The organism is Micromonospora sp. NPDC049101 (genome assembly GCF_040648675.1).
In the GTDB taxonomy this organism is placed as follows: Bacteria; Actinomycetota; Actinomycetes; order Mycobacteriales; family Micromonosporaceae; genus Micromonospora.
Genome location: NZ_JBEZED010000010.1, coordinates 110,196 through 124,000, shown reverse-complemented (window position 1 = coordinate 124,000; position 13,805 = coordinate 110,196). Strand labels below are relative to the sequence as shown.

The following is a 13,805-nucleotide window of genomic DNA, read 5'->3' as shown; positions in this document are numbered from 1 at the left end:
GCTCCCGGTCAGTTGGCGGCGGGGCGGAAGTCGACGGTGTCCCCGTCGGCGGTGGCGACGCCCGCCACGGTCAACGTGTCCTCGTCGGTGAACGGCGAGTTGGTGCCGAAGTACGTGCTGGTGCCACTGACCTGCACCCTGCCCCGGGTCTCGGACGGCGTGGTGACCTGCGCGCTGGACGGGCCGGTCAGTTCGACGGCGATCTTCGGGTATTCCAGGATCTTCCAGGTGACCTTCTGCGCGGAGCCGCCGTAGTAGCGGAACGGGCAGCCCGGCGGTGCGGCGACCGTCTGCTTGGCGCACTCGTCCAACCAGGCGCGGACGCGGGCCTCGACGGCCTCGCCGGCCGCCGGCTTGAGCACCGGGGCCAGTAGCAGGGTGGCGGTGCTCTGCCCCGGGCCGACCGCCACGATCTCGCTCGGCGTCTCGCTGAGCACGCTGGACGGGCCGGTCGCCGTGTACTCACCGGGCAGCAGCACCAGCGCGGGACCCTCGGCGGCACCCGGCAGCGCCACCTCGTTGAGCTGCACGCCGGGCCCGGCGATCGGGGTGTCGAGCGGGGTCAGCCCGCCGCTCAACCGCCAGCCGTGGAAGAGCCCGGCGGTGGCCTCGTCGTCACGGCGCAGGGCAACCTGCGCGGTACGCCGCTCGCCGGCCAACCGGTACGCCACGGTGGCGGTGGCGCTGTCGCCGTCACGGTCCAGTTCGGTGATCTCGACGTCGGTCGGCGGCCGGTAGCCCTTGCCGCGCAGCAGCTGGGCGAGCAGCTTGCGGTCGGTGACACCGCTCTGGTCGCTCAGGAAGTCGAGCGCGGCGTCGCTGTCCCGGTCGGCGAGCGCGGAGAAGTATCCGTCGACAGTCGCCTGTGGTCGGAAGAACGCCCACTGCACCACGCCGAGCCCGCCGGTGCCGACGCAGGCCGCGAGCATGAGGGCGCCGACCAGCAGCCAGGTGCGGCGGGTGCCGACCGGGCCGGAGTGGCCGAACAGCCGCTCGGCGGTGACGGGCTCGTCCGTCTCGGCGGGCACACCGGCTCCGGCGGGCACACCGGCGACCGACGCCCGCTCCAGCGCGTCGAGCCGCAGCTCGTGCGGCGGGTGGGTGGCGCAGACCGCCTCGTCCCAGCCGCTGCGGCCGGTCTCGAAGGACAGCCGCCGCTCCAGGACGCGTCGCATCCCGTCGACGTGCCCGGTGAGCACGGCGCCGAGGTCGGCCCGGTACTCGGCCGCCCGCACGTCGCGGGCGTGCAGCGGCAGCACCACGTAGCGCATGGTGAGCAGCACCGGCCAGAAGAACAGGAAGACCACGAAGTTGGTGCCCGGGTGCGGGAACGTCCGCATCAGCCAGGTCGGCAGCGCGTGCGCGAGGGTCAGCGGCAGGCCCACACCGCGGACGAAGGCACTGGTGATCTCGTCTCCGGTGCGCCAGTGCACCAGCTCGTGGCTGAGCAGCGCGGCGACCTCGTCGTCCGGCTCGGTCAGCAGGGCGGTGGTGACCACCACGTGCCGGGCGTACGTGCGGGCGTTGCTCAGGACCGGGTCGTCCTCCATCAGCAGCCGGGGCACGCTGTCCAGGCCGAGCCGCCGGGCGCACTCGTCCAGCACGGGGCGCAGCCGCGCGGACTCCCGGCGGCTGGGCTGGCGGGCACCGGAGACCACCAGCAGGCGTGGTTCCAGCAGCACTCGGTAGAGGGTGTAGAGCACCCCGATCAGCGCCGCCGCGGCCACGGTGCCGACCAGGCCGGTGACCAGCGGGATGGGGCCGTCGGTGGTGCCCAGCCAGGGCACCACCAGCACGGCGAGGAAGCCGATCAGGGAACCGACGACGAAGCCGGTCACGCCGCCGAGCACCCCGCCGGAGCGGGTCAGGAACGCCTCCAGCAGGGAGCCGATCAGCGGGGCGTCGCGCAGCGCCTGGGGCACCTGGTCATCGGCGCCCAACGCGCCGGCGAAGAGCCCGGTGACGGCGAGGATGAGACCGCCCGAGACCGCCAGGAGCAGCGCGATCGGCAGGTAGAACCAGGTGGCGACGAACGCGCCGAGCACGCCGCGCCAGTCCCGCAGGATCCCGGCGCGCAGCCAGACCAGCGCACTCGGATAGCCGGGTGGCCGGTCGGCGAACCCGCCGGTGGGTGGCGGGGCTTCGGCGGTCGGTGGCTCGGCCGCCCGGACGTCGAGCTGCGGCACGGTCGGCGGGGTGCCCTCCGGCGGCACGGTGTGCGGCTCGGTCATGCGCGCTGCTCCTCTGAGACGTCACGTCTGTCGCGATTGGACAGCGGCTGCAGGCTATCGAGCGCATCCGATGGCGCACACCCCCTTTCCCGGGAACGTCGTCCACCCGACATTTCGCCGTCGCGCATCCGTGCGGACGGCCCGTCCGGGACCGCCCGCGGACGCAGCGCGCGAGGCGGTCGGGTCGCACCGGGCCGCCCACCACGGCACCGCGCACGATGGTGTACGAAGCCGGCAATTCGGCCCCGCTCCACACCAGACCCGCGGCCCGGTGCGTACCCCCGGGCGGTGACCGCGAATGGCATGCTGTGGCCGTGGCCGCCGACGAACCTCCCGAGCGCCAGTTGCGGGTGATGCCCTGGTGGCTGGTGCTGGTCGGCCTGGTGGTCGCCGCCGCGCTGGGCTGGCTGGTGCTGGGCCTGCTGCTCGCCGAGGCCGACCGGGCTGGCCAGCCGGACACCCGCGCCACACTGCGCATCGACGCGATCCGCACCGGCCTGACCGTGGTCGCCGGCACCGGCGGAGGGCTGGCCCTGCTGCTGGCCGCCCGCCGTCAGTGGATCACCGAGCGCGCCCAGCGGCATCAGGAGAGCGTCGCCGCCCGGGACCAGGCGCACCGGGACCGGGTGCAGGCGCACGCCGAGGCGGTGGCCGAGGCCGCCCAGCGCCACCAGGACCGGCAGTCCGGAGCCGCCGAGCACGACGCGGCGGAGCGCCGGCTGACCGAGCTGTACACCCGGGCGGTCGAGCTGCTCGGCAACGACAGCGCGGCGGTACGCCTCGGCGGCCTGCACGCGCTGGAGCGCCTCGGTCAGGACAATCCGCGGCAGCGCGCGACGATCGCGGCGGTGCTCTGCGCGTACCTGCGGATGCCGGCGCCGGACGGCGAGCCGCGCGAGACGGAGGTCCGGCGCACCGCGCAGCGCGTGCTCACCCGGCACCTGCGCGCGGACGACGCGACCCACTGGCCGGAGCTGACGCTCGACCTGACCGGTGCGGCGCTCGTCGACTTCGACGCCGCGGGCTGCACGCTCGTCGACGCGACCTTCACCGGGGCGACGTTCACCGGCTCGACCACCTTCGCGGGTGCGACGACCCGGGGGCGACTCCTGCTCGGGGCGGCCACCTTCGGCGACGTGAGCTTCGAGGGTCTCGGGGCCGACGGTGCGGTCCTGCTGGACGGCGTGCGCGTCGGCGGTCTGGCCAGCTTCGACGGGGCCACGTTCGCCGGTGAACTGTCCTGCCGGCGATCCAGCTTCGCCGGCCTGACCTCGTTTCGCCGAGCGACCTTCGGTGAGCCGAGCAGCTTCGACGCGACCCGCTTCGAGGACGCCGCCACGTTCCGGGAGGCCGTCTTCGACGCCGCCCTGTCCATGGAGCACACCGAGTTCGGTGGCTCGGTCAACTTCCACTCCGTCCGTTTCCGGCACATGGCGCTGTTCCGCTGGACGCTGTTCGGCGCGGAGGCGTTGTTCGACCGGGCCCGCTTCACCGACGCCGCGAACTTCGGCCGGGCCCGGTTCCACAGCATGGCCAGTTTCCGCGACGCACAGTTCAGCCGGCCGCCGCAGGTCGACCAGGCCCGGGCGATGGTCGATCTCGGTCACCGCTGGCCGGCGGGCACGGTGGTGGAACGGTTCGACGACGAGTGGCTGCTGCTTGTCGACCGCTGACGCGGGTCAGCGGGTGGGAGCGCGCAGGCCGTCCAGGGCCACGCCGAGCACCCGGTCGCGTTGCTCCGGTGACGGAAACTGGGCCATGGTGAGGCCGCTGATCAGGCGGATCACGTCGTCGAAGCTGACGTCGGCACGGACCGCGCCGGCACCCTGGGCGCGGCGCATCAGCGGCTCGCCGGCGGCGTAGATCTCCGTCCGGCAGCTCGTGAAGATCTCCGAGTCGTGCAGCAGCTGCTCGGCGAGCGCCCGCTTGGTGGCGACGTACGCGACGAACCGGTGCAGCCAGGCGACGAGCGCGTCCCACGGGGGCAGCTCGGCCAGGTCCTCGGCGGAGCGGCTCAGTGCCCGGACCTCCTCGACGTAGACGGCCTCGAACAGGTGCCGCCGACTGGGGAAGTTGCGGTAGAGGGTGCCGATGCCCACCCCGGCCCGCCGAGCCACGTCCTCCAGCGAGGCGGCGGCGCCGTTCTCGGCGAACGCCTCGCGCGCCGCCACGATCAGGGCGTCGTAGTTACGCCGTGCGTCGGCCCGCCTGGGCCGCTGGGCGAAGACCTCGGGCACCTGCCCCGCGCTGGTCATGACGTGCGTCACCTCACCCTGGTTGCATCCGGAGGCAACCCTCCGCTAGCTTAGTGGAGGCACCCCTCCGGAATCCCGGAGGCCTGCCTCCGGTTAGCTTACCTCGGTACCCGCCCGATCGCCGCCTGGCCACCCGATCGCCCGGACCCGACAGCCCTGCCCGTCGCAGACGGGCTCAGTACGTAATCAGGGGAGCCTTCTCTCGTGGCAGTAACCTCCCGACGCAGCTCGCGCCGGCTCACCTTCACCGTGCTCGCGGCCGGTGCCGGGTTCTTCGCGATGCTCCAGTCGCTGATCACCCCCGTGCTACCGACCATCCAGCAGGATCTGCACACCTCCCAGAACACCGTGACCTGGGTCCTGACCGCCTACCTGCTCTCCGCGTCGATCTTCACGCCGATCCTCGGCCGGGTCGGCGACATGGTCGGCAAGGAACGGATGCTCGTCGTCTCGCTCGCCGCGCTCGCGCTCGGCTGCCTGCTGGCCGCCATCGCGCCGAACATCGGCGTCCTCATCCTCGCCCGGGTCGTGCAGGGCATCGGCGGGGCGGTCTTCCCCCTGTCGTTCGGCATCATCCGCGACGAGTTCCCGGCCGCGCGGGTCTCCACCGCCGTGGCCGCCATCTCGGCGATCGTCGCCGTCGGCGGCGGCCTGGGCATCGTGCTGGCCGGCCCGATCGTCACCACGCTGGACTACCGCTGGCTGTTCTGGATCCCGATGGTCGTGGTCGGGCTGACCGCCGTGGCCGCCCACCTGTTCGTGCCCGAGTCGCCGGTCCGTACCCCCGGGCGCATCGACTGGCGCGCCACCCTGCTGCTCTCCGGCTGGCTGGTGGCGCTGCTGCTGCCGATCAGCCAGGGCGCGGCCTGGGGCTGGACCTCCACCCGGGTGCTCGCTCTGCTGGCGCTCGCCGTGGTGCTGCTGGTCGGCTGGCTGGTCGCCGAACTGCGCTCCAGCAACCCACTCATCGACATGCGGATGATGCGCCTGCCCGGCGTCTGGACCACCAACCTGGTCGCCCTGCTCTACGGCGCGTCGATGTTCTCCGTGTACGCGTTCCTCCCGCAGTTCGTGCAGACCCCGACCGCCGCCGGTTACGGCTTCGGGGCGAGCATCAGCCAGGCCGGGCTGCTCATGCTGCCGATGCTCGTCGCGATGTTCGTCGCCGGTCTCGTCGCCGGCCGACTCCAGGCCGTCTTCAGCGCCAAGGCGCAGCTCGCCACCGGCGCCGCGTTCAACGTGGCCGCCTCCGCGATGCTCACCGCCGCCCACGACACCCGCTGGGAGGTCGGCATCGCCGGCGGCCTGGTCGGCCTCGGCATCGGCCTGGCCTTCGCGGCGATGGCCAACCTGATCGTCGCCAGCGTGCCGGCCAGCCAGACCGGCGTGGCGACCGGCATGAACGCCAACATCCGCACCATCGGAGGCGCGATCGGCGCCGCCGTGGTCAGCGGCGTGATCACCGCCCACCCGCAGGCCAACGGCTTGCCCCGGGAGGCCGGCTTCACGACCGGGTTTCTCGTCCTCACGGCGATCGCCCTGGCCGCCGCGCTCGCGGCCCTCGCCGTCCCGTCCGCCCGGCGGAAGGCGACCGGTCGCCGGCCGTCCACCGCGACGATCGTCGAGTCGGAGCTAGCCGGCGAGTTCGCCACCATGCCCGCGACCCGCTGAGGGCCCGCGACCCGCTGAGGGAACGTGGCGCAGCCTGGGCGGTTCGCCGCCCGGGCTGAGCCAGGTCCGGGAGTACGCTGGCCGCTCCCCCACCCACCGCTCGTCGTCTTTTCAGGATGCGCCCATGTCCGAGTTGCTGACCGCCGACCGCATTGAAGAGATCGGCGCACTGGGCCCCAAGAGCCCGGACCCGGCCGCGCTCGTCGCCGAGCTGGTGAGCGCCGTCGACGAGGGGCGGGTCGCTGACCCCGACGACACCGGCTACGCCCTGCTGGTGGCCGCGGACATCCTGGAGCAGGCGGGCGACCTGGCCGACGCACTCGCGCTGGCCACCCGCGCCATCGCCGAGCAACCCGACGAGGACGTGTACGCCCGGTCGGTGCGCGCCGGCCTGCTGCTGCGCCTCGGCCGCTCCGACGAGGGCATCGCCGAGCTGACCGCCCTGCGCCCGCTGCTGGAGACCAACCCCAACGCCACGTACGTGGTCGACGAGCTGGCCGAATCCGGCCACACCGACCTGGCGCTGGAATGGCTCACCACCGCGCTGGACGCGATCCTGGAACGCACCCGCACCCAGCAGCACGACTCCGAGGACGCCCAGGACGAGGCCGCGGCCATGATCTACGGCCTGACCCAGCGGCGGCACAACCTGCGCGAGGAGATGGGCCTACCCCACGACGAGTACGACAACCTCGCCGACCGGCTGCGCGCCGCGAGCGACCACGCGCTCGACGCCCTCGACGACGGCCCGGCGACGCTGCTGTTCTGGCCGCAGGCGGAGTTCACCGCGCTGCTGCTGCGCTGGCCCGCACTCGCCGACAGCTACCCCGCGACCTGGGACGAACACCGCGCCCAGATCGAACGAGCCCTCGTCGAGGCGTCCGGGCTGGGCGGCGCCGACCTGGGCGTGGTCGTCGGCTCCGTCGCCGGGCTGGCGGCCTTCGCCGAACGCGAGGGCAGCGACCCCACCGACGAGGAGACCCAGGACGACTACGCCGACTCCCTCACCGGGCCCGACCTGCGGGCCTGGCCGCCCGGCCGCAACGACGCCTGCTGGTGCGAATCGGGTACGAAGTACAAGAAATGCTGCCTGCCGCGCTCGCGCGGCTGACGGTGTGCTCGCCGCTCGCGCGGCTGGCCGGTGTGCTTCGCCGCTCGCGCGGCTGCCGGTAGGTTCGCCGCTCGCGGCGGCGGACCGACTGCCCGCCCGGGTGTCGCTGGCGCGGTTGGCCGGAGCGGGTCGTGCTCGCGCGGTTGGTCCTCAGGACGCTTCGCGGACGCGCAGGTCGGCCAGCCACACCTCGGCGAGGTCGCTGAGCGCGACGCCGAGGACCTCACTGAGGCAGACCACAGTGCCGAACGCGGGTGCCGGGAGCCGGCCCACCTCGATCTTGCGGAGGGTCTCCGGCGAGATGCCGGCCGCCAGGGCCACCTCGACGAGGGGGCGGCGACCTCGCGCGACCCGAAGCGCCGCACCGAGACGTTGACCCGCGGCGATCTGCGCGGGTGTGAGCGGTGGGCGAACCATGTGAGCAGGATAGATCTGCCTCGGCGGAGCAGCAACGCCATCCGGGCGGACGCGCCGAGGCGTGGTATAAATATACCGCTACGGACAGGGAGGGTTGGTCGTGATCGAGCTTAAGTCCCCCGAGGAAATCCAACGGATGGCCGTGACCGGCCAGTTCGTCGGCGAGCTGCTGGCGGAGCTGCGGGAGGTCGCCGCCGTCGGGGTCAACCTGATGGACCTCGAACACCACGCCCGCGGTCGGATCAAGGAGCGTGGCGCCGAGTCGTGCTACTGGGACTACGCGCCGTCGTTCGGCCGCGGCCCGTTCCGCAACGTCCTGTGCCTCTCGGTCAACGACGCCGTGCTGCACGGCCTGCCGCACGACTACGTCCTGCGCGACGGTGACCTGCTGAGCATCGACATGGCGGTCGGGATCGACGGCTGGGTCGCCGACTCCGCGCTGTCGGTCATCGTCGGCACCCCCGCCCCGGAAGACCTGAAGCTGATCGAGGCCACCGAGGTCGCGCTGACCGCCGCAATCGACGCCGCGCAGCCGGGCAACCAGCTCGGCGACGTCTCCGCCGCCATCGGCGAGGTCGCCCACCGCTACGGCTACCAGGTCAACAACGAGTTCGGCGGGCACGGCATCGGCCGCACCATGCACGAGGCCCCGCACGTCGCCAACAGCGGCCGGTCCGGCCGAGGCATGAAGCTCAAGCCCGGCCTGACGATCGCGATCGAGCCGTGGTTCTGCCGCAGCACCGACAAGATCAAGTTTGACAAGGACGGGTGGACGATCCGATCCGCCGACGGCTCACGCACCGCCCACTCCGAGCACACCGTCGCGATCACCGAGGCCGGCCCGCAGGTGCTGACCACCCGCCCCGGGCAGGGCACCCGACCGGCCGACCGCAGTGGACAGTCCACCGCCACGTCCTGACCGGCCCGGCTTCGGCGGCGAACGCACGGTCGGCGAGGCGACCGGCGGTCCGGCACAATGCTTCGAACAGGGCCCGGCAGTCCGGAGTCCGGAACGGGCCGGACCCTGTTCCCGGCCCGCCGGCGGTCGCCACGGCCGCCGACCCGGCCCGCTACCGGTCCCCCGCCTCTGGGCAGGCCCGAGAGGAGACGATGCCGTGACGGCACAGGAGCAGCACGAGACGATCGAGGACAGCCCGGTCGGGTGGGTCGCCGAGCACGTCCGGCGCTACGTGCAGACCGACGGCGCCGACGGCGACACCTTCTACGGCGTACCGTCGCTGCTGCTCACCACGCGCGGACGCCGGTCGGGCAAGCTGCGCCGCACCGCCCTGATGTACGGCCGCGACGGCGACAACCACCTGCTGGTGGCCTCCAACGGGGGCGCCAGCAAGCACCCCGCCTGGTATCTGAACCTCAGCGCCGACCCGACGGTCGAGGTGCAGGTCGGCGCGGAGCGGTTCACCGGGCAGGCCCGGACGGCGACGGCCGAGGAGCGGGTCCGGCTGTGGCCGGTGATGACGAAGGTCTTCCCGACGTACGCCCGCTACCAGAAGGGCACCGACCGCGAGATCCCCGTCGTCGTCATCGAACGCGCACCCGGTCGGGCGCTCTAGCCAGAAAAGCGGATGACCGGAAGGTCACTCCATCCCACGGTGGTTGGTGGGTTCTGCTGCCACCACCCGTGGTCAGTTTCCCAGCGCTCGGACCTTGGCGATCGTCTCCTGCACGTGCTGCTTGGCCGGGTCACCGCCCTGGGACGCCTGCGCGAGCGCCTGGCGGTAAGAATCGATCATGCCGACCAGCGGACCGGCGGCCACACCCTCCAGCGCACCGGCGACGAGTGCTCGCGCCTCGGACGCGTCCTGGGCTGCCGCTGCGGTCTTGGCCTTCGCCTCGTCCAGCTTCTGCGACGCCGCCGCCAACCTCGCGATGATCTGTGCTGCGCTCACGCGCACCTCCCCGTATCAACCATCGCCTCCACCACCGCACCGGCGGAGACCACCTGGGAGCGTACGAGATCCGCGCACCCAGCGCGACCGGCCGCTACCTCCCGCGTCACCTCGTGCACAGTGGATGCGCGCAAACGAGCGGCTCTGACGGAGTTTTACCACGGACCTCGATCGGGTCCGGTTGACGACCCAGATCTTGGACAGTTTCCGTTACGAGCTAACGGAAACTGTCCAAGATTGGAGCAACGCGGCGACCGAGAAAGCGTCGGGGCGGTCGGACGTTCAGCGGTCGGCGACGAACACGCCAACACCACCAACACCTTCCACCAGGCCCTCGATCTTGAGCCGCTTGATGGCCTGACGAACGACGATGGCCGAGACGTCATGCTGACGGCACAGCTCGGAGGTCGAGGGCAGCTTGTCTCCCGGCGCAAGTTCGCCAGACTTGATCTGACCGCGAACTCGACGAAATCCTGGTTGCCGCCGCACACGCCGCCGACGACTCGCCGCAGGGCACGGATCGCAAACAGGTAGGCGCCCCAGCCCAGTCCGACCGGCAGTGAGCGCAACAGGGCGAGAGGCCGGGCGCAGGCCGGGCGCGGGCCAGCCGGGCGCGGACCGCGGCGGGGCTCAGCGCAGGCCGCGGACCAGCAGCAGGTAGGCGCAGTAGGCCATCGGCACCAGCAGGAAACAGATCAGGAACCCGAGCGGCAGGTAACGCGGCGGGGTGCCGGCGACCATGGCGGGCCGACCCCACCGACCCAGCACCAGGTACCCCCCGAAGAACGCCACCGCCGGCAACCCCGCGCAGATCCACGCGCCGAGGGTGAACCCGTCCACCAGGCCCACCCCGGAGGCGAGCACCAGGGCCAGCACGACCACCCCGGCCGCGGCCCCGCAGCCGGCGTAGACGGCGACCGCCCGCGCCAGCGGCGACCACGTCGGCAGCAGTGCCGGCCGCTGGGCCAACAACTCCGCCTGCTGCCCGTGCCGGTCGGCCTCGTCGGCCATCCGCCGGGCCAACTCCAACTCCACCACCGGGTCGACCGCCGCCGCCCGCTGCGCCGGCACCCCGGCGCCCGCCGGGCTCACCGCCGTCGGCAGCGCCAGCCGCGCCTCCCCCGCCGGCACCTCGGGGTACGCCCCGACCCCCGCCCGCCCCGACACGCCGGCTGCGCCGTCGGGCCCCCCGTCCCCGGTTCCGGGTGCCGTCGAAGCCCCGGTAGCGGAGGCCGAGCCAGAGCCAGCCGCGCTGGAACGGGCGGGCCCGCCAGCGGAGGCCGGACCGGAGCCGGACGCCGACGCCGAGCCCGAGCCGGACGGTGGGCCGGGCCAGGCGGCGGTCTCGCTCGGACTCGCGGAACCTGGGACGGGGCCGGCGGGCGGCTGGTCGATGCCGATGGCTCGGCCGAGCTGGTCGAGCCGGTGCCCCTGGGCGGTCAGCCGCTGGTGTAGGTAATCGACGGCGGCGTGCAGGTCACGGCGGCGCTCGGACTCGGCGGCGGCGTGCTGCTCGCCGGTGCGGCGTTGCTCGGCGAGCTGTCGGGCCAGCGCCGCGTACTCCTCGAAGGACACTGTCACCGCTCCCCGTCCGGCTCGTGCTCTTCGCCGACGAACGGGACGATCAGCCGGGTGCGCTGGTCGTGCCGGTCGATCAGCAGCGCCCGGTCGGCGCGGGGCGTGTAGGCCAGGTCGTGTGTCCCGAGATGCAGGGCCAGCTCGCTGCCGGGCACGTTGAGCGCCACCAGGCAGGCGACGTCGTCGCGGTTCTGGGTGCCGCCGAGGTCGTCGGCGAGCCGGCGCAGCCCACGCCACCAGCCGAGCAGGTGCACCCCCTGCCCGGGGCCCTGGCGCAGCAGGGTGCGCAGGTCGTCCAGGCCGGAGCGGAAGGTGCCCGGGTCGGTGGCCCCGAGGACCGGCGCGGCGGCGTCCATGCCGAACACGACAAGGTATTCCCGACCGGTGGGCTCGGCGGCCAGCGTGGCGACGCGCTCGCGCAGCCCGGCGGCGTCGAGGCGCCGCACCTCGTGGCCGTCGGCCCGCAGGGCGGTTTCGGTGTCGTCGGCGACCCCGGCGGCGGCAGGGACCAGGGCGGCCAGCTGGAACCGGACGTCGCCGGGGGTGTGCTGACGGGCCAGGCTCAGCGTCGCGGCGCGCAGCACGTCCGCGCCGGCCGGTGCGGTACCCACCACGGCGAGGTGCCGGCCGGGGGTGGCGTCCATCAGGAACAGCGCGGTGGTGCCGTGCACGTCGACAGTCCGGCCGACCAGGGCCATCGGACGCCGGCCACCGGGGCGCAGCCCGGCGAAGGTGGGGTCGTCCTCGACCCGCGCGGCTTCGTACCCCTTGAAGACCGCCGGTGCCCGCGAGCCCGGCGGGCGGGCCTGCCACAGCTCGTGGCGCAGCGCGGCGAGGTCCGCCGCCGCGGCGTGCGCGTCGGGGAAGCGCAGCACCGTGTCGGCGCCGACCGCACCGGCGGCGGTGTTGACCACGGCGGAGCCGATCGGCAGGGCCGCGGCGGCGGTGTTGAGCTGGTCGAGCACGCCGCCACCGCCGGGCAGTGCCACCCGCAACGCGAACTGACCGAAGATCGCCTCGGCCCGCCCGTAGAGGGCCTCGATGCCGGTCATGCTCTGGCTGGCCAGCACCAGGTGGATGCCGTACGAGCGGCCCTTGCGGGCCAGCTCCTCCAGCAGGTCGACGGATTCGCGGGCCAACGCGTCGTTGCCGGCGAGCAGCACGTGGAACTCGTCGATGACCGCCACGACGCGCGGCAGCGGATTGTCCCGGGGCAGGTCGGCGAGTTTGGTGACGCCGTGACGCTTCAGCGCGGTGGCCCGGCGTTGCGCCTCCCGGCGTAGCTCGCGCAGGACGGCGAGACCGTACTCGCGATCGGACTCGATGCCGACGGCACGGGCGTGGGGCAGCCAGGACGGGTCGCGACTGGTGGGCACGAACTCGGTGAAGCTCACGCCCTCCTTGAAGTCGAGCAGGTAGAGCTGCAACTCGGCCGGAGAGTAGCGGGCGGCCAACCCGTAGAGGACGTCGAGCAGGAAGACGGTCTTGCCGGCGCCGGTGCGCCCACCGACCAGCCAGTGCGGGGTGGCGTCGTCGAAGGCGAGCGTCAGCGGGGTGTCGAGGGCGACTGTCGGCGCGGTGCCGCCGGCCCGGCCGATCACCGTCCGCAGGCCGTTGGCGGCGGACTCGACCCAGCGCCGCTCGGGCAGCAGGTCGGTGAAGGGCAGCGCGTCGGAGCGGCGGGCGGCGGCGGCCAGGTGGTCGGCGAGCGCGCGTACCGACGCCGACGGCGGATCACCGTCGAGCAGGACGGGAGCGGCGAGACCGGTGCCGTCCACACTGAACGGGGTGCCGGGCGGGTCGCCGACGTGCGCGTACCCCTGGTTGAGCCGGACCGCGGTGGTGCCGCCCAGCGGCGTCGGGGTCGCGCCGGGCAGCCGCGACGGGTGGCCGGCAAGCAGCACGCAGACGGCGGCGGCCGGGCCGGCATGGGTGAGCGCGGCGAGCCGGGCCAGCTCGCGCGGCGGCGGTGCGGCGGTGGCGACCACCACCAGCAGGTGCCGGGCGGCGGGCTGGGCGTGCTGCGCCGCGCGGGCGTGCCGCTCGGCGGTGTCCAGCAGCGCGGCCACCTCCGCCTCGCCGGTCGCCGGTGGGTGCAGCACCCCGGCGTCGAGCAACGGGCGCAGTGGGCCGAAGGTGGCGCCCACCGCGGCGGTGTCGATGCCGGCGACCCGGACCTGACCGGGCGGCGCGGTGGCGACCAGCCGCAGCACCAGCGCCCGCAACAACCCGGCGACCTGCGGGTCCCGGACATCGGCGTCCAGCGCCAGGTGGTGGCCGCCACCGAGCGGGACCAGCACCGGGAAGCCGCCGTCCGGGGTGGACGCCGCGCCGATGCGGACCGCGGTCGGCTCGTCGGTCAGCGGCGTAGCACCGGGCGCGGGAGTGGCCAGGGTGCCGCCGACGTGGGCGAGGCGGGCCACCAGCTCGGCGGTGCCGGCCGGCGCGACGGTCGTCGACGCCGCGCCGAGCACGCCGCGGGCGGTGTCCAGGTGCGACCGGGCCGCTCGGTGGGAGCGGACCGCCTGCTCGTACGCCGACGCGAGCCTGCCCAACCTCTGCCCCCAACGCCAACGGCCGTCTGGTCCCAGGAACCCTAACGGACACCTGGGACAACCGGACAGTCCCAGGG

12 protein-coding genes are annotated in these 13,805 nt (G+C 73.6%); 5 read left to right on the top strand and 7 right to left on the bottom strand.

All coding sequences use genetic code 11. From position 1 onward, the window contains the following. Positions 1-8: 8 nt before the first annotated feature. Positions 9-2,231, bottom strand: coding sequence for a M48 family metalloprotease (locus AB0B57_RS16055; RefSeq protein WP_357069677.1), 2,223 nt, complete (start codon positions 2,229-2,231; stop codon positions 9-11). Positions 2,232-2,545: 314 nt separating this feature from the next. Here AB0B57_RS16055 and AB0B57_RS16050 point away from each other — a divergent pair, with 314 nt between their 5' ends. Then, complete coding sequence (locus AB0B57_RS16050) at positions 2,546-3,904, top strand: pentapeptide repeat-containing protein (RefSeq protein ID WP_357069675.1); 1,359 nt, start codon at positions 2,546-2,548, stop codon at positions 3,902-3,904. 6 nt (positions 3,905-3,910) lie between these two features. Here AB0B57_RS16050 and AB0B57_RS16045 read toward each other — a convergent pair whose 3' ends face one another. After that, positions 3,911-4,486: a helix-turn-helix domain-containing protein gene (locus AB0B57_RS16045; RefSeq protein ID WP_357069673.1), complete on the bottom strand. Its 576-nt coding sequence runs from the start codon at positions 4,484-4,486 to the stop codon at positions 3,911-3,913. A 204-nt stretch (positions 4,487-4,690) separates the two neighbouring features. Here AB0B57_RS16045 and AB0B57_RS16040 point away from each other — a divergent pair, with 204 nt between their 5' ends. Together AB0B57_RS16040 and AB0B57_RS16035 are read left to right on the top strand one after the other, a co-directional pair. Then, the gene (locus AB0B57_RS16040; RefSeq protein WP_357069671.1) at positions 4,691-6,157 is read left to right on the top strand and encodes an MFS transporter; all 1,467 of its coding nucleotides are present in this window, start codon (positions 4,691-4,693) and stop codon (positions 6,155-6,157) included. A 124-nt stretch (positions 6,158-6,281) separates the two neighbouring features. After that, positions 6,282-7,268 carry an SEC-C metal-binding domain-containing protein gene (locus AB0B57_RS16035; RefSeq protein WP_357069668.1) on the top strand — a complete coding sequence of 329 codons (987 nt, stop codon included), beginning with the start codon at positions 6,282-6,284 and terminating at the stop codon, positions 7,266-7,268. A 150-nt stretch (positions 7,269-7,418) separates the two neighbouring features. Here the strand turns inward: AB0B57_RS16035 and AB0B57_RS16030 are convergent, their stop codons facing one another. Next, a complete protein-coding gene (locus AB0B57_RS16030) occupies positions 7,419-7,685 on the bottom strand; it encodes a helix-turn-helix transcriptional regulator (protein WP_357069666.1) in 267 nt (88 codons plus the stop codon). A gap of 100 nt (positions 7,686-7,785) precedes the next feature. On the opposite strand from AB0B57_RS16030, the gene map reads away from it, so the two are divergent. Further along, complete coding sequence (gene map, locus AB0B57_RS16025) at positions 7,786-8,604, top strand: type I methionyl aminopeptidase (RefSeq protein ID WP_357069664.1); 819 nt, start codon at positions 7,786-7,788, stop codon at positions 8,602-8,604. 196 nt (positions 8,605-8,800) lie between these two features. Next, on the top strand, positions 8,801-9,259 hold the full coding sequence (locus tag AB0B57_RS16020; RefSeq protein ID WP_357069662.1) for a nitroreductase family deazaflavin-dependent oxidoreductase: 459 nt from the start codon (positions 8,801-8,803) through the stop codon (positions 9,257-9,259). A gap of 72 nt (positions 9,260-9,331) precedes the next feature. Here AB0B57_RS16020 and AB0B57_RS16015 read toward each other — a convergent pair whose 3' ends face one another. From AB0B57_RS16015 to AB0B57_RS16000, 4 genes are all read right to left on the bottom strand, one after another. Next, positions 9,332-9,595, bottom strand: coding sequence for a DUF6244 family protein (locus AB0B57_RS16015; protein ID WP_357069660.1), 264 nt, complete (start codon positions 9,593-9,595; stop codon positions 9,332-9,334). Positions 9,596-9,877: 282 nt separating this feature from the next. Continuing rightward, complete coding sequence (locus AB0B57_RS16010) at positions 9,878-10,084, bottom strand: GntR family transcriptional regulator (protein WP_357069657.1); 207 nt, start codon at positions 10,082-10,084, stop codon at positions 9,878-9,880. Positions 10,085-10,225: 141 nt separating this feature from the next. Continuing rightward, complete coding sequence (locus tag AB0B57_RS16005; RefSeq protein ID WP_357069655.1) at positions 10,226-11,176, bottom strand: hypothetical protein; 951 nt, start codon at positions 11,174-11,176, stop codon at positions 10,226-10,228. After that, positions 11,173-13,728: an FtsK/SpoIIIE domain-containing protein gene (locus tag AB0B57_RS16000; protein WP_357069653.1), complete on the bottom strand. Its 2,556-nt coding sequence runs from the start codon at positions 13,726-13,728 to the stop codon at positions 11,173-11,175. Before AB0B57_RS16000 ends, AB0B57_RS16005 begins: the two co-directional genes overlap by 4 nt. Positions 13,729-13,805 lie beyond the last annotated feature (77 nt).